Here is a 15,478-nt window from a genome sequence, read left to right on the forward strand (position 1 = left end):
CTAATGGGCGGCTTGGGTGGCGCAATGCTGCCAAAGAACTGCAGGCGCACCGGGAATGATCGGGCGCGGCTGCAGCCCGACTACCAGGAGGACCATTGGCGGCCAGTTCACGCAGTGCCCGCGAGGCAAAACGGCGCATCCAGCAGATGGAAGCCAAGCGCGAGCTGCGGCGGGAGCAGGAGAAACGGCGCAGGCGGGACAATATCATCGCCGCCGGTGCCGGTGCCGCTGCCGTGGTGCTCGCCGTCGTGCTCCAACTGACCGCATTCGCCGGCAACCCCACCGAAGAGGAATTCGCGGCGGCCGAGGCCGGGCTCACCAGCCCGTCCGCCTCCCCGTCGGCGCAGGAAACGAACGGGCCCAACATTCCGGCGGCGGACACGGCCGCCGGCAAGGTGTTCACCGGCGAAATGACGCTGAACGGGAGTGTGCTCGGCGTCGAAATCGACGGCACCAAGGCGCCCCAGGCTGCTGCCGTCTTCAAAGCACTCACGGACGAGGGCTTCTACAACGGCAGCGCATGCCACCGCCTGACCACCGGCGAAGCCTTCGGACTGCTGCAATGCGGCGGCGCCTCCGCTGCCGCCGACCCGGACTACACCTGGGGACCCCTCGAAAACACTCCGGCGGACAACACCTACCCTGCGGGCACGATTGCCGTGGCACGGTCCGGCGACAACGCCTACGGAAACGGGAAGCAGTTTTTCGTTGTCTATAAAGACACGGTGATTCCCGCCGACTCCGCCGGGGGCTATACGGTGGTGGGCAAGGTGACCTCCGGAATGGAAGCAGTAGATGCCATTGCGGCGGCTGGAATCACTCCCGGTTCCAGCGCATCAGACGGCGCACCTGTGCAACCAGTCACGATAGACTCGGTTTCTCTGAAGTAGGAAGCCAGGCCTCCACGGCCGCGGTGCAGTACGTGAGTATTTCCCTCCAAGCGAAAGACTTTTAGCGGTGACAGACAGTCAGAAATCCGACGAAACAGCAGCAGACCTGACCGAGGAAACGGCCCCCGCGGCCGAACCGGCAGCGGCTGACGAAGCCACGGCCGGGGAATCCCCGGTCCTGGAGCCCACCACCGACGTGGCACCGGCTGAAGATGCCCCGGCCGCCGCCGCAGAAGCTGCGGAGGAAGCCCCGGCCGCCGCCGCAGAAGCTGCGGAGGAAGCCCCGGCCGTCGCCGAGGAATCTCCAGAGGCCGAAACCCCCGACGCAGCCGCCCCTGAGGCGGCGCCGGAGGCTGAAACCCCCGATGCCGCAGCTGAGGCTGAAGTCCCCACCGCTGCCGCGCCTGTTGCCGAGGCCACTGCCGTTTCTGCTCCTGAGGCAGCGCCTAAGCCCGCCGCTGCACCGCGTCCGGCGCCCTCGCCGGCCGCTTTCGCATCCCGGCCAAAGCCGGCGGCCGCCGCTCCTGCCGCGGCACCGGTGCCCGTAGTGCCCGCCACGTCGTTGGCTGAGGCGTCGCACTGGGGCCGCGTTGAAGGCGACGGCCACGTCTTCCTGAAGATCGACGGCGAGGAACACGCCGTCGGACAGTACCCTGACGTCAGCAACGATGAAGCCCTGGCGTATTTCGCCCGCAAATTCGATGACATCCTGGCCCAGATCGTCCTGCTGGAGCAGAGGGTGAGTTCCAAGGCCCCGAGCACCGACATGCAGAAGACTGTCACCCACCTGCGCGAACAGCTGGCCGAGCGGAACATGGTGGGCGATCTCCGCGCCGCCGAAGGCCGCCTGGATGCGCTCTCCGAACAGGTCAAGGAACTCGAAAAGACCGAGAAGGCCGAGCACGACGCCGTCCGCGCTGCCGAGCTGGCAGCCCGCGAGGAGATCGTTGCTGAAGCCGAAAGTATCTCCGGCCAGGATCCATCCCAGATCCAGTGGAAGACGTCCAGCGCCCGGATGAACGAGCTCTTCGAAAGCTGGAAGACCGCCCAGAAGAGCGGTGTACGCCTGGGCCGCAGCAACGAGGACGCCCTGTGGAAGCGCTTCCGCGCAGCACGCACGGTTTTCGACCGCCACCGCCGGGCCTACTTCTCGCAGCTGGACAGCAACAACTCCGCGGCCAAGTCAGCCAAGGAAAAGCTCATCGCGGAAGCAGAGGCCCTGTCCAGCTCCACCGACTGGGGCTACGCCGCCGGCGAGTACCGCCGCCTGATGGACGACTGGAAGGCATCACCGCGCGCCAGCCGCAAGGATGATGACGCCCTGTGGGCACGCTTCCGCGCGGCCCAGGATGTGTTTTTCACTAACCGGCAGGCTGCCAACGAAGAGATCGACCAGGAGTACGCAGCCAACCTCACCGTGAAGGAAGCGCTCCTCGTTGAGGCCAGCGCGATCCTCCCGGTCAAGGACCTGGCTGCGGCCAAAAAGGCGCTCCAGTCCGTCCGCGACCGCTGGGAGGAAGCCGGCAAGGTTCCGCGTGCCGACATGGGGCGCATCGAAGCCGGCCTCCGTAAGGTGGAGGACGCCGTCCGCCAGGCCGAAGAGGAAAACTGGCAGCGGTCCAACCCCGAGACCAAGGCCCGCACCAACAGCGCGCTGTCCCAGCTGGAGGCTGCCATTGCCGGCCTCCAGGAGGACCTCGCCAAGGCGGAGAAGGCCGGCGACCAGCGCAAGATCAAGGCCGCGCAGGAAGCCCTCGACGCACGGCAGGCATGGCTGGACCAGATCCAGCGCTCAGCCAGCGAACTCTCCTAGGCCGAAGCCCTCTTAGGGCTTCGCCAACGGACACGTCACAGGTCCGGCTCCGGTTATCCACATAACCGCAGCCGGGCCTGTACGCGTTTGTGGGATACGCGGCAGGATGGCTGAATGGCCATTCCGTCCCCTTCGGCCGCCGCGGCGGCCGCCCCGGCACCAGCAGCGCTCCCCCGCTTCCCCGAGCTCTACTCGCCAGGAAAGCCTTTCACCTGGCCGGAGCTCCAGTCGATGGCCGGCGACGGTGTGCTCAGCCAGTTCCACCAGCATGGCTATGCGCTCCCGGACGTTGCCGCGTCGCCGCAGATGAGGGCGCGGGCGGCGGCCAACGCCGTGCCGGCAGCCATCCGGCAGCGGGTGGTGGCCGGCAGGATGACCGCCGCCTGGATCTACGGCTGCGCAGGCGAACCCGACCGGCTGGCACTGCTCGTGGACGCCAAACGCAGGATTTCAAGCCTGCGGAACACGCGCGGGTGCACCCTGCATGAGGTACGGCTGGGTCCGTTCGACGTCGTCAGCCTGGGCGGGCTGATGGTCTCCAGCCCATTGCGTACGGCGCTGGACATTGCCCTGCATGTGGATGCACAGCGGGCACTGCCGGCTCTGGAAGCCCTGCTGTCCAGGCCGGAGAAGGATGTCCGGCTGCGCCTGTTGGTGCTGGCCATCGAATCCACTCCGCGCGTGCCGCACAAAAGGTCCGCCCTGGAGAAGCTCGCCCTGTTAGCTCCGCCGTTTGTTGCCGGTGGTCCGGTAGACGTCGAAGACGCCGTCGATCCGCCTGACGGCGCTGAGGACGTGGCTGAGGTACTTGGGGTCACCCATCTCGAAAGCGAACCGTGAGATGGCTACCCGGTCCGTGGACGTGTGCACACTGGCCGCCAGGATGTTGACGTGGTTCTCTGACAGGACCCTTGTCACGTCGGACAGCAGCGATTTGCGGTCCAGGGCCTCCACCTGGATCTCCACGAGGAACACGCTTGATTGGGTGGGTGCCCAGTCAACGTCCACGATCCTGTCCGGCTGGTCCTTCAGGTCCGAGATGTTGGTGCAGTCTGTCCGGTGCACCGACACACCTGAGCCGCGCGTGACAAATCCGAGGATCGGGTCCGGCGGCACCGGCGTGCAGCAGCGGGCCAGCTTCACCCAGACGTCGCCGACGCCCCGCACCACCACACCGGAATCGGAGAAGCGGGTCTTGGCCACCTGAGTGGGGATGCTGACTTCGGTGATGTCGTCGTCGGTGCTTTCGCTCCCGCCGAGGCTCTCGACGAGCTTTTCCATCACCGACTGGGCCGACGTGTGACCGTCGCCAACGCCGGCGTAGAGGCCGGAGATGTCCACGTACTTGAAGTCCTCTGCCACCGCGGCCAGGGCCTCGTGCGTCATCAGCCGCTGCAGGGGCAGGTTCTGTTTGCGCATGGCCCGCGTCAGCAGTTCCTTGCCCCGGTCGATTGCCTCTTCGCGGCGCTCTTTGCTGAACCACTGGCGGATCTTGTTCCGCGCCCGGGCGCTCTTAACGAAGTGCTGCCAGTCCTGGCTGGGGCCGGCGCCTTCGGCCTTCGACGTGAAAATCTCCACCCAGTCGCCATGGTTCAGTTCGCTGTTCAGCGGGACCAGCTTGCCGTTGACGCGTGCGCCGATGGTGCGGTGTCCCACCTCGGTGTGGACGGCGTACGCAAAATCCACGGGGGTGGATCCGGCCGGCAGGGCCATCACTTCGCCCTTCGGCGTGAAAACAAACACCTCACGGGCGTTGATTTCGAACCGGAGCGAATCCAGGAACTCCCCCGGATCCGAGGTTTCCTGCTGCCAGTCCACCAGGGACCGGAGCCAGCCCATGTCGCCGTCCCGGGGGCTGCCGGGGCCGGTGGCCGTCCGGTTGGGCTGGTCCTTGTACTTCCAGTGCGCGGCGACACCATATTCCGCGCGGCGGTGCATCTCGTGGGTCCGGATCTGGATTTCCACGGGCTTGCCGCCCGGACCGATCACCGTGGTGTGCAGGGACTGGTACATGTTGAACTTCGGCATCGCAATGTAATCCTTGAACCGCCCAGGCAGCGGGTTCCAGCGCGAGTGCATGGTCCCCAGTGCCGCGTAGCAGTCCCGGACGGAGTCCACCAGCACGCGGACGCCCATCAGGTCGTTGATGTCGTCGAAGTCTTTGTCCCGGACCACCATCTTCTGGTAGATCGAGTAGTAGTGCTTGGGCCGGCCGGTGATGGTGGCCTTGATCCTGGCGGCGCGGAGGTCCTCGGTGATCTGGTCGCGGATGACACCCAGGCTCTTTTCGCGTTCCGGGGTACGGTCCCCCACCATCCGGACGATTTCCTCGTAGACCTTCGGGTAGAGCGCCGCGAAGGACAGGTCCTCCAGTTCCCACTTGATGGTGTTCATACCCAACCGGTGGGCCAGCGGGGCGAAGATCTCCAGGGTCTCGCGGGCCTTCCGCGCGGAGGATTCGGCGGAGACGAAACGCCACGTGCGTGCGTTGTGGAGGCGGTCCGCCAGTTTGATCATGAGGACGCGGATGTCCTTGGCCATGGCCACAACCATTTTGCGCACGGTCTCGGACTGGGCTGCTTCGCCGAAGCTGACCTTGTCCAGTTTGGTGACGCCGTCCACGAGCATGGCGACCTCGGGACCGAAGTCCCTCTTCAGGTCCGACAGCGTGTAGGGGGTGTCCTCAACTGTGTCGTGGAGCAGCGCAGCTGCCAGCGTGGTGCCGCTCAGTCCGAGTTCGGCAAGGATGGTGGCCACCGCGACCGGGTGGGTGATGTAGGGATCGCCGCTTTTGCGTTTCTGTCCGCGGTGGCTGCGTTCGGCGACATCGAAGGCCCGCTGGATGAGGTCGAAGTCCTCTTTGGGGTTATTGGCCCGGACGGTCCGCAGCAGCGGTTCGAGGATGGGCGAATAGCTGGCCGCGCCGCGGCCGGTGAGCCGTGCCAGGCGGGAACGCGTGCGTTCGCGGCGCCCCGGGAAGGTGGGCCTGGCCCCGGAGTTGTCCACGGGGACGGCCTGCCCTGGACGTGCGGCAGGCACCAGCCCGGTCTGCGGTCCGCGGCCCGGACCGTTGTCTCCGTCTGCCGTTGGCGCCGACGCCGAACGTTCTTCCAATGAAGCACCCCTCACGACCCGTTTAATTACCCCAGTCTATTCCCCGATCAGCACACAAATGTAACCGGCGATTAAATGCGAACGGGCCGGCCGGCATCAGTCTCCTGATGCCGGCGGGCCCGTTCACGCCGGGTGTCAGGCCTGCGCGGGTTCGGCGGGGACGGCGGCCTTGGACGCCGCCTCGTTCCGCCGGTGTTCCACGCGCTTGGCCTGCTTCACCAGGTCGGGTTCGTTCTGGCGCAGCCAGGCATACATGGGGGCTGCCACGAAGATCGTGGCGGCCGTGCCGATCAGGATGCCGACGAACAATGCCAGCGACAGGTCGCGGAGCGTGCCCGCGCCCAGGAGGCCGGCGCCGATGAACAGGATGGCGCCCACGGGGAGGATGGCAACCATCATGGTGTTGATGGAACGCACGAGGGTCTGGTTGACCGCGAGGTTGACTTCCTCACCGAATGTACGGCGGGTGGAGGCATCGAGATCGGCGGTGTTTTCGCGGATCTTGTCGAAGACCACCACGGTGTCATACAGCGAGTAGCTGAGCACCGTCAGGAACCCGATGATGGCGGACGGCGTCACCTCGAAGTCACTGAGGGCGTATACCCCGGCGGTGATGAACATCGTCACCAGCATGCCGGCGATCGCGGACAGGGACATCTTCCAGGTCCGGAAGTAGAGCGCCATGAGGAGGGCGGCGAGGACCACGAAGATCACCAGGCCGATCAGTGCCTGCTTAGTCACATCCGCACCCCACGTGGGACCCACAAACGTGGACGTCACCTCGTTGTCCGTGACGCCGTAGGCTGCCGTCAGTCCCTCCTTGATCTTGAGGGTTTCTTCGTCCGTGAGCTTGTCCGTCTGGATCCTCATGGTGGTACCGGCCACATTGGCCACGCGCGGAATGCTCCCCGCGACGATGTCCTGGACGGCTTTTTCGCCGACGGAGGCGTCCGTCGTCTTGACGTTGGAGACCGTGAATTCGGAGCCGCCGCGGAACTCGATGCCGAGGTTGAAGCCGCCCTTTGCCACCGGGATGAGGATGGACAGGGCAACGGCAACGGCCGCAATGAGGAACCAGATCTTCTTGGCGCCGACAAAGTTGTACGAGCGCTTGCCGGAATAGAGCTCGTTACCGAAAGTGGCAAAGCTGGACATTTACTTGTTCTCCTTGGCTGCGCTCTTGGAGGAGCCGGTGAGCTGCTCCTGCTTCTCCGCGAGGCGGCGTTCCGCGATGGTCATCCTGCGTTCTGCCTCAGCGGCGGCACCGGTGTTCTTGGCCCGGACGACGGCGGGCTTCGAGTCGGGGGTGCGCAGGCGGCCGGCGCCGCGGTACAGCGGCACGGCCCCGAGTTGCTTCGGGTCGAGGCCGGAGAACCGGTGGCCTTCGCCGAAGAACTTGGTACGTGCAATCATCTGCAGCGTCGGGTGCGTGAACATAAAGACGACGATGAGGTCGGCGATGGCGGTCAGGCCGAGGGTGAATGCGAAGCCCCGGACGTTGCCCACTGCCACGAAGTACAGCACCAGGGCTGCGAGCAGGTTGACAGCCTTGGAGGCCAGGACGGTGCGCTTGGCGCGCTTCCAGCCGTTTTCGACGGCGGACACCAGTCCGCGGCCTTCGCGCAGCTCGTCGCGGATTCGTTCGAAGTAGACGATGAACGAGTCCGCGGTCTGGCCGATTGCCACAATGAGGCCGGCGACACCGGCCAGTGAGAGCCGGTAGTTTTCGGTCCAGCCCAGGATCGCGATGGCGAGGTACGTCAGCGCACCGGCCACCACGAGGGAGGCGATGGTCACGAAGCCCAGCGCCCGGTACTGGAAGAGCGAGTACACCACCACCAGCAGCAGGCCAATGACGCCGGCCAGCAGGCCCATGCGGAGCTGTTCGCCACCGAGTGTCGCGGAGATCTGCTGTTCACTCTGGATCTCGAAGCTGATGGGCAGCGCGCCGAAGCGCAGCTGGTCGGAGAGCGCCTTGGCCGACTGCTCGGTGAAGCCGCCGGTGATCTGCGGGCGGCCATCGGTGATGACTGCCAGGGAACGCGGCGCGGAGATGACCTGGTCATCCAGTACGATCGCGAACTGCGACTTGGGGTCGGTGCCTGTTTCGCCGCCGGCTGCCACGTAGAACTGGTTCAGGCGTTCGGTGACCTCTTTGAACTTGGCCGTTCCGTCGCCGTCGAACTGGATGTTGACGGCCCATTCATTGGTCACGGCACCCTGTGCGCCCTGCTGGAGCTGGAAGGAGGAGGTGACAATGTTGCTGCCCTTGACCTCCACCGGTCCCAGAATGTACTTGATGGCCGGGGTGGTGGCCGTTGCGGGCTCGCAGGTCACGAGCGGCTTTGCAGGGTCGGAACGCTCCTGCTTGTCCTGGGCCGGGTTGTCGCAGTCGAGGGTCTCGAACTGGCGGTACACCTCAGCGGTGATCCAGTTGATGTCGCTGCTGTTGGCGGGTTCCGCCGTCGGCTTCGGCAGCTGGTCCTCGGGTGTGAGCGATTCGGTGGGCACGGCAGCGCCGGCTCCGTTGAGGAGTACCGGGCGGAAGTTCATGTCTGCGGAGGCCTGGATCAGTGCCCGTGTCTGGGTGGAGGGCGTGCCGGGAAGGCTGACAACCACGTTGCGGCCTGACTGGGTGCTGATTTCCGCTTCGGCAACGCCGGAGCCGTCAACGCGCTGGCGGATGATGGCCACCGCCTGGTTGAGCTGGTCCTCGTTAATGTCCGAACCGCCCTCAACCTTGGGCGCCAGGATCATCTGGGTGCCGCCTTCGAGGTCCAGCGCCAGCTTGGGTGCCCAGCTGGCCTGTCCGGCGATAGTGCCGCCAGCAAGGACGGCCGTCAGCACTGCGAGGACTACGCCAAGCCAGACGAGTACCCTGAGGCCTGATTTTTTGGGGCCAGTTCGTGCCATTGTCGATCTTTCTTTTATTCACTTCAGGAACCGCCGATGCGAGCTTTCGCTCCCATCGGCGGCAGCCCGCTGCCGTAGAGGTGCTGGAATGCGGTGGGCGGGACTAGCTGTCCTTCTTGCCCTCGTCGTTGAGGCGCTTGAGGGTCTCGTCCGGGGTTTCGACGGCGGCAGCGGGAGTGGTGGGCGTTCCGGCGTCCTGGGTGGTCAGCGAGGACGCGTCGTCGGGGACAACCGCAGTCTCTTCCTCAGCAACAGCAGCAGGCTCAACAATTTTGGTGACAGCCTGGCGGTGCACCGTGGCAAGGTTGCCCGGGGAGAGCTCCAGTACGACTTTGTTTTCTTCATCATCCATGGAGACAATCCGGCCAAAAAGACCGAAGCTCGTCATGACCTCAACCCCAGGTGCGAACTGGGACTGCAGCGTTGCTTGCTGCTCCTTGGTCTTCTTGTTGCGGCGGAACATCATGAAGATAAAAATTCCGAGCATGGCGAACAAGACGATGTTCATGGGATCCACAGGGATGTTTCCGATCTGTACTGGCGTATTGGTTTAAGGCGCCGTCGGCTTTGCACCGGGTGGCCGGGCGGCGAACCGCCTGCCATCCACCGGCAGCTGCTGGAGCCGCCTGCGGGAACAAAGACGCAAACGTGCCGGGCGTCATACCCAGTCTAAAGGGAAAAGCTGAAAGGACGGCGCTATTGGCTGTTGGGGGCCCAGTCGACGGCGGTTTCGTCGTCCCCGCTGTCTGTTTCGAAGAGGTCCAGCGGCTCCTGGCTGAACACGCCGGACGGGATGGCATAGCCGAGGTGGGTCCATGCAGGGGCCATGGCGATGCGGCCCCTCGGCGTCCGGCCCAGGAGGCCTTCGCGGACCAGGAACGGTTCCGCCACCGTTTCCACGGTCTCAGTTTCTTCGCCCACGGCGATGGCCAGGGTGGAAAGGCCCACGGGGCCGCCGCCAAATTTAGTGATGAGCGCTTCGAGGACGGCACGGTCAAGCCGATCCAGGCCCCGCTTGTCCACTTCGTACATGTCCAGCGCTGCGGAGGCGGCGCGGGCATCGATCTGTTCGAGGCCGTGGACGAGGGCCCAGTCACGGACGCGGCGAAGCAGGCGGTTGGCAATACGGGGGGTGCCCCGGGACCGCCCGGCGATTTCGCTGAAGCCGGCAGAGTTGACCTTCAGGTCCAGCAGCCCGGCGGACCTCCTGAGGACCAGTTCGAGTTCCGGCACCGAGTAGAACTCAAGGTGCCCGGTGAAACCGAACCTGTCGCGCAGCGGGCCGGGCAGCAACCCGGCCCTGGTGGTGGCGCCCACCAGGGTGAACGGCGGCAGGTCCAGCGGAATCGCGGTGGCACCGGCGCCCTTGCCCACCACGATGTCCACCCGGAAGTCCTCCATGGCCATGTACAGCATTTCCTCCGCCGGCCGGGACATCCGGTGGATCTCGTCCAGGAACAGGACTTCGCCTTCGGAGAGGGAGGACAGGATGGCGGCGAGGTCGCCGGCGTGCTGGATGGCGGGCCCGCTGCTGATGCGCAGCGGCGCGTTCATTTCAGCTGCCACGATCATGGCCAGCGTGGTCTTGCCCAGGCCCGGGGGCCCCGAAAACAGGACGTGGTCGGCGCTGCGGCCGCGCATCCGCGAGGCCTGCAGTACGAGCGAGAGCTGCTTGCGGACGCGGTGCTGGCCCACGAAGTCATCCAGGTTCTTGGGCCGGAGGGCGGCCTCTATCACGCGGTCTTCGGGCTCCTCCGCTGCCGCCACCACCGACGCTTCAGCCACGGCTGCCTACGCGGTTGCCGGCCCGCGCGCCGTCCTGGCCCAGCCAGCGGAGCGTGGTCCGCAGGATTTCGGCCACGTTGCCGCGGAACGAGACCTCGGGGTCGTCGGCCAGGGCCTTGTCGATGCTGGACGTGGCGTCCTTCTCCGACCAGCCAAGGCTGGTCATGGCCGCCACCACCTGCGGCTTCCAGGCGGCTTCGGCCGGGGTGGCCACGCTGGCTGCACCGGCAGTTCCGTGCGGAACCAGCTTGCCGGCGAGTTCCAGCACGATCCGGCCGCCCACCTTGGGGCCGATCCCGGGCACTTTGGTGAACGTCTTGCTGTCGCCCGTGTGGGCGGCAACCCGGATGGCTTCAGGTTCGTGGACGGCAAGGACTGCCAGTGCGAGCCGGGGACCGACGCCGCTGACGCTGAGCAGGACATCGAAGACTTCGCGTTCGTCGTCGGAGGCGAATCCGAACAGGGTTAGCGAATCCTCGCGGACGATCAGGGAGGTGAAGAGCTTGCCCTCTTCCCCGGTCCGGAGGCGGCTGAGCGTCTGCGGCGTGGCGTTGACGCTCATTCCCGCGCCGTTGAGGTCGATCACAGCCGTGGAAAGGCCAATGTGCGCTACGGTTCCGCGAAGGAAACTGATCAAGGCCGGGCTCCTGGTGTACTGCCGGGCTCTGTGGGGGTAGGACCGGCTATCCGAACATATCTACGAATACCCTAGCAAGATGCCAGGACATTCACCGTGCGCGGCGCGCCTTCGCCTCGGCGTCCGCCCAGGCGCGCTGGGCCGGTGTCAGCGAGAGGCTGCCGGGACCGGTGGTGGCTACGGCGGCGCCGCTGCCTGCCCGCCAGGCGTGGGTGATGGCCAGCGCCAGGGCATCAGCTGCGTCCGCCGGGCGCGGCGGCGCATCCAGCCGGAGGATCTTCGTGACCAGCTTAGTCACGGCCTCCTTGTTGGAGTTTCCGCTGCCGGTGACGGCGGCTTTGACTTCCGACGGCGTGTGCAGGGCCACCGGAATCCCGCGCCTGGCTGCGGCGGCGATCACCACGCCGGACGCCTGTGCCACGCCCATCACCGTGCTGACGTTCAGCTGCGAGAAGACGCGCTCGACGGCGAGGACGTGCGGTTCGTAGCGGTCCAGCCACTCGTCGATGGCCAGGGCAATGACCAGCAGCCGCTGGTCCAGGGTTTCCTCCGGGGAGGTGCCCACCACCCCGACGGCCACCATCGTGGCCCGCCGGTTCCGCTCGACGTCAACGACGCCGATGCCGCAGCGGGTAAGTCCAGGGTCAACGCCCAGTACGCGCAGCGTCACCCCGGGACAACCGCCTTAGGCCGCAACGCGGTGGGTCACTCGGATTCCAGGGCGGCCTGGACTTCGTCGCTGAGGTCGGCGTTGCTGTAGACGTTCTGGACGTCGTCGAGGTCTTCCAGGGCGTCAACGAGCTTCATGAACTTCTTGGCGGCTTCGAGGTCGAGGGAAACCTCCATGGAAGGCACAAACTCGGCTTCATCGGTGTCGTACTCGATGCCGGCCTCCTTGAGGGCGTCCCGGACTGCCTGGAGGTCCTTCGGGTCCGAGTGGATCTCGAAGGTGTCGCCGTTGTCCTTGACTTCCTCGGCGCCGGCGTCGAGTACGGCCATCAGGACGTCGTCCTCGGTGAGCCCGTTCTTGGGCAGCGTGACCACACCCTTGCGGCTGAAGAGGTAGCTGACCGAACCCGGATCGGCGATGGTGCCGCCGTTGCGGGAAATGGCGAGGCGGACTTCCGAGGCGGCGCGGTTCTTGTTGTCCGTGAGGCACTCGATGAGCAGGGCCGAGCCCTGCGGGCCGCGGCATTCGTACATGATCTCGGTGTAGTCGACCACTTCACCGGTGAGGCCGGCGCCGCGCTTGATGGCGCGGTCGATGTTGTCCGCGGGAACGGAGGTCTTCTTGGCCTTGGTGACTGCGAGTTCGAGGCTCGGGTTGCCGGCGAGGTCCGGGCCGCCCATGCGTGCGGCGACTTCGATGTTCTTGATCAGCTTGGCGAACGATTTTGCGCGGCGGCTATCGAGGATGGCCTTCTTGTGCTTGGTCGTTGCCCATTTGGAGTGGCCTGACATGCTTTACGCTTCTCCTCTGATCATGCGGATAAAAAGTTCGTGTACGCGTTTCTCCCCAGTCACTTCCGGGTGGAAGGAGGTGGCCAGCAGGTGGCCTGAACGCACTGCAACAATTCTAGCTGTCCCGGGCAGGCTTGCCGCGTGGGATGCGTGTTCGGGGTCTGCGGGCTCCACCTGGGCGAGGACCTCGACGCCGGCGCCGACGCGTTCCACCCAGGGGCCGCGGATAAATACGGCGTGCACGGGGGCCACGCCGGATTCCGTGGCGCTGAACTCCAGGCCCTTGAAGTCCAGGTCCGTTTCAAACGATTCGCGCTGGCGCCCGAAGGCGTTGCGCCGCACGGTGATGTCCAGGCCGCCGAAGGTCTGCTGCGGGTTTCCGGCCAGGTCGGTGGCCGGGTCGGCGATCTCGTCGGCCAACAGGATCATGCCGGCGCAGGAGCCGTAGACCGGCAGGCCCTCGCCGATGCGGTCCTTGATCGGCCCGGCGAGTTCGAAGGCGCGGGCCAGCTTGTCGATGGCGGTGGATTCGCCGCCGGGAATGATGAGGCCGTCCAGGCCGTCCAGTTCTTTGGGCCGGCGGATTCCGATTCCGGCGGCACCGGCGGCCTCCACGGCCTTCAGGTGCTCGCGGAAGTCGCCCTGGAGCGCCAGGACGCCGATCCGCAGGCCCGAGCCCACGCGTGCAGAAGCTGCCGAAAGGGGGTTTGTCATCCATTCAGCATAATGCGCGAACTGCCCGGGCCGCCGCCCGGAGCCCGTCCCGGGCGGGGTTCTATGCCGTTGCTGGGATATATTACAGAGCATGCTTTACATCAGTGTTCCGCTCGGCAAGCTGGTCCGCCGGGTGTCCCGGCTTAGGGGTGGCGGGTCCGCCCTGCCCGGGCTGGTGGTCGAGAAAATCGACCCCGGCTTTATGCAGCGGACGCTCGCCACCCTCCCCCACGGCGTTGCCGTCGTGAGCGGAACCAACGGCAAGACCACCACCACCAAAATGGTGGTGGAACTCCTGGAAAGCCAGGGCCTGAAGGTTTTCACCAACCGCACCGGCAGCAACTTCACGCGGGGTGTGGCCGCCGCGCTGCTGGGCGAGGTGGACTGGCGCGGCCGGCTCACCGCCGACGTCGCCGTCCTGGAGCTGGACGAAGCCCACGCCGTGCACTTCGTGAACCGGGTGCCGCCGCGCTACAGCCTCCTCCTTAATGTCCTGCGGGACCAGCTGGACCGTTTCGGCGAGATCGACAAGACGGCACAGCTCCTGCAGCACATCGCCGCGAAAACCACCGGCACGGTGGTCCTCAATCGGGAGGACCCGCGGGTGGCCCGGATTGCCGACACCCTCACCGGCCAGGACGTCCAGTACTTCGGCCTGGACGACTCCCTCCTCAGCACCTTTCCCAACGACGACGACATGCGGGCTGCGCCCGGCAGCCCCGCGCCCGCAGCCCTTCCCCAGAAGCCGCCGGCCGACGTCGTCCTCCGGAAAGTGGGGCCGGACACCGCGGACTTTGAGTACGACGGCGTCACGGTCACCACCGGGATGAAGCTTCGTGGTGTCTATAACATCTTTAATGCCGCGGCGGCGCTGACACTGGCCCGCAGTATCTGCGGCGGCGGCGCGGCGACGGCGGACCACGGCACCCTCCTCACCGCCTTGTCGCAGGTGGCGCCCGCATTTGGGCGCGGTGAAAGCCTGACGGTCGATGGCCAGCCCCTGGATCTGGTGCTGGTCAAGAACCCCAGCGGTTTCCGGCTGGGGCTAAAGTCTTTCCCGGCGGGCGGCTACGCCACCATGATCGCCATCAACGACAACTACGCCGACGGCCGGGACATGTCCTGGCTCTGGGACGTGGAGTTCGATTCGCTCCGCGAGGGCGGCGTGGACCAGCTCACGGGGTCCCGCGCCTACGACATGGCACTGCGCCTGCAGTACGACGACGTCCGCATTGGCGCCGTCCAGCCGGACATTACGCCAGCGCTGGCCGCGTTCATCCGCGATGCCAAGGGCAAGCCAAAGAGGATTTTCTGCACTTACACAGCGATGCTGGCCATCCGCCGCGAGCTGTCCAAAATCACCACAGTCGAGGTGGTCTCATGAGCCCGGACACCCAGGACCTGCAGGGAAGCAAGGGCACCATCCGCGTGCTGCAGCTCTACCCGCGGGACATGAACATCTACGGCGACTGGGGCAATGCCCTGGTCCTCAAGCAGCGGATCAGCTGGCACGGCTACACGCCCGAACTGCTCGAGTACAACGTCGGCGACGACTTTCCGGACGGCGTGGACCTTATTGTGGGCGGCGGCGGGCAGGACAGCGGGCAGCTGGTCATCCAGGATGACCTGCAGTCGCGGGCCGGCGTCCTCACGGGGCTGGCCGAGGACGGCGCCCCGATGCTGGTCATCTGCGGCCTGTACCAGCTGTTCGGCCGGTTCTTCAAAACCCGCTCCGGCTCGGTCATTCCGGGCATCGGCATCCTGGACGTGGAAACCCACGGCACCGAGGAACGCCTGATCGGCAACGTCAAGGTGGCCACAGCCGAATTCGGCGACGTCCTGGGCTACGAGAACCACAGCGGCCAGACAACGCTGGGCGACGGCGTCCGCCCGCTGGGTACCGTTGCCAAGGGAACCGGCAACAACAGCACCGACGGCCAGGAAGGGGCACGCTACAAGAACATCGTGGCCAGCTACCTGCACGGATCCCTGCTGCCCAAGAACCCCGCCATCGCAGACTTCCTCATCCGCACCGCCGCCGAGCGCAAGTTCGGGGTTTTTGTTCCCGGTAACCCGGATGACAGCTACGCAGCCCTGGCCCGGGAACACGCCGCGCGGCGCCCGCGCTGACCTGCTGCCCGCAAAGCCTGA

At 66.0% G+C, this 15,478-nt stretch carries 14 protein-coding genes; 5 read left to right on the forward strand and 9 right to left on the reverse strand.

The annotated features are described in order from the left end of the window. The first annotated feature begins 95 nt into the window (after positions 1–95). From ABV518_RS20390 to ABV518_RS20400, 3 genes are all read left to right on the forward strand, one after another. On the forward strand, positions 96–890 hold the full coding sequence (locus tag ABV518_RS20390; protein WP_367770838.1) for a peptidylprolyl isomerase: 795 nt from the start codon (positions 96–98) through the stop codon (positions 888–890). 196 nt (positions 891–1,086) lie between these two features. Next, a complete protein-coding gene (locus tag ABV518_RS20395; protein ID WP_367771082.1) occupies positions 1,087–2,703 on the forward strand; it encodes a DUF349 domain-containing protein in 1,617 nt (538 codons plus the stop codon). Positions 2,704–2,817: 114 nt separating this feature from the next. Beyond that, entirely contained in the window at positions 2,818–3,543 is a 726-nt protein-coding gene (locus ABV518_RS20400; RefSeq protein ID WP_367770840.1) for a type IV toxin-antitoxin system AbiEi family antitoxin, read from the forward strand. On the opposite strand, the gene ABV518_RS20405 is transcribed toward ABV518_RS20400, so the two are convergent. The 9 genes from ABV518_RS20405 to pdxT all read right to left on the reverse strand — a co-directional run bounded on the left by ABV518_RS20405 (position 3,424) and on the right by pdxT (position 13,327). Continuing rightward, entirely contained in the window at positions 3,424–5,817 is a 2,394-nt protein-coding gene (locus tag ABV518_RS20405) for a bifunctional (p)ppGpp synthetase/guanosine-3',5'-bis(diphosphate) 3'-pyrophosphohydrolase (protein ID WP_367770843.1), read from the reverse strand. The genes ABV518_RS20400 and ABV518_RS20405 overlap by 120 nt on opposite strands. Before the next feature lie 135 nt (positions 5,818–5,952). Beyond that, the gene (gene secF / locus ABV518_RS20410) at positions 5,953–6,972 is read right to left on the reverse strand and encodes a protein translocase subunit SecF (RefSeq protein ID WP_367770846.1); all 1,020 of its coding nucleotides are present in this window, start codon (positions 6,970–6,972) and stop codon (positions 5,953–5,955) included. Then, entirely contained in the window at positions 6,973–8,730 is a 1,758-nt protein-coding gene (gene secD, locus ABV518_RS20415; protein ID WP_367770849.1) for a protein translocase subunit SecD, read from the reverse strand. Positions 8,731–8,833: 103 nt separating this feature from the next. Continuing rightward, a complete protein-coding gene (gene yajC / locus ABV518_RS20420; protein ID WP_131133108.1) occupies positions 8,834–9,238 on the reverse strand; it encodes a preprotein translocase subunit YajC in 405 nt (134 codons plus the stop codon). A 188-nt stretch (positions 9,239–9,426) separates the two neighbouring features. Next, the gene (gene ruvB, locus ABV518_RS20425) at positions 9,427–10,515 is read right to left on the reverse strand and encodes a Holliday junction branch migration DNA helicase RuvB (protein WP_367770853.1); all 1,089 of its coding nucleotides are present in this window, start codon (positions 10,513–10,515) and stop codon (positions 9,427–9,429) included. After that, entirely contained in the window at positions 10,508–11,152 is a 645-nt protein-coding gene (gene ruvA / locus ABV518_RS20430; protein ID WP_131133110.1) for a Holliday junction branch migration protein RuvA, read from the reverse strand. Before ruvA ends, ruvB begins: the two co-directional genes overlap by 8 nt. A 91-nt stretch (positions 11,153–11,243) precedes the next feature. Beyond that, the gene (gene ruvC / locus ABV518_RS20435) at positions 11,244–11,822 is read right to left on the reverse strand and encodes a crossover junction endodeoxyribonuclease RuvC (RefSeq protein ID WP_131133111.1); all 579 of its coding nucleotides are present in this window, start codon (positions 11,820–11,822) and stop codon (positions 11,244–11,246) included. 35 nt (positions 11,823–11,857) lie between these two features. Further along, entirely contained in the window at positions 11,858–12,613 is a 756-nt protein-coding gene (locus ABV518_RS20440; protein WP_367770857.1) for a YebC/PmpR family DNA-binding transcriptional regulator, read from the reverse strand. A gap of 3 nt (positions 12,614–12,616) precedes the next feature. After that, complete coding sequence (gene pdxT, locus ABV518_RS20445; RefSeq protein WP_367770860.1) at positions 12,617–13,327, reverse strand: pyridoxal 5'-phosphate synthase glutaminase subunit PdxT; 711 nt, start codon at positions 13,325–13,327, stop codon at positions 12,617–12,619. 91 nt (positions 13,328–13,418) lie between these two features. Here pdxT and ABV518_RS20450 point away from each other — a divergent pair, with 91 nt between their 5' ends. Both ABV518_RS20450 and ABV518_RS20455 read left to right on the forward strand, forming a co-directional pair. Beyond that, positions 13,419–14,711 carry a MurT ligase domain-containing protein gene (locus ABV518_RS20450; RefSeq protein ID WP_367770863.1) on the forward strand — a complete coding sequence of 431 codons (1,293 nt, stop codon included), beginning with the start codon at positions 13,419–13,421 and terminating at the stop codon, positions 14,709–14,711. Continuing rightward, positions 14,708–15,457, forward strand: a complete 750-nt coding sequence (locus ABV518_RS20455) for a type 1 glutamine amidotransferase (RefSeq protein WP_367770866.1) — start codon at positions 14,708–14,710, stop codon at positions 15,455–15,457. The genes ABV518_RS20450 and ABV518_RS20455 overlap by 4 nt, the downstream gene beginning before the upstream one ends. The last annotated feature ends 21 nt before the right edge of the window (positions 15,458–15,478 follow it).

The sequence above is a fragment of the Arthrobacter sp. HS15c genome (assembly GCF_040812005.1).
GTDB lineage: Bacteria > Actinomycetota > Actinomycetes > Actinomycetales > Micrococcaceae > Arthrobacter.

Excerpts from the sequence above, each read along its gene's own strand:
- pdxT (WP_367770860.1), bottom strand. The coding sequence starts at position 13,327 with ATGACAAACCCCCTTTCGGCAGCTTCTGCACGCGTGGGCTCGGGCCTG.
- ABV518_RS20455 (WP_367770866.1), top strand. The coding sequence starts at position 14,708 with ATGAGCCCGGACACCCAGGACCTGCAGGGAAGCAAGGGCACCATCCGC.
- secD (WP_367770849.1), bottom strand. The coding sequence starts at position 8,730 with ATGGCACGAACTGGCCCCAAAAAATCAGGCCTCAGGGTACTCGTCTGG.
- ABV518_RS20450 (WP_367770863.1), top strand. The coding sequence starts at position 13,419 with ATGCTTTACATCAGTGTTCCGCTCGGCAAGCTGGTCCGCCGGGTGTCC.
- ABV518_RS20440 (WP_367770857.1), bottom strand. The coding sequence starts at position 12,613 with ATGTCAGGCCACTCCAAATGGGCAACGACCAAGCACAAGAAGGCCATC.
- secF (WP_367770846.1), bottom strand. The coding sequence starts at position 6,972 with ATGTCCAGCTTTGCCACTTTCGGTAACGAGCTCTATTCCGGCAAGCGC.
- ABV518_RS20400 (WP_367770840.1), top strand. The coding sequence starts at position 2,818 with ATGGCCATTCCGTCCCCTTCGGCCGCCGCGGCGGCCGCCCCGGCACCA.
- yajC (WP_131133108.1), bottom strand. The coding sequence starts at position 9,238 with ATGAACATCGTCTTGTTCGCCATGCTCGGAATTTTTATCTTCATGATG.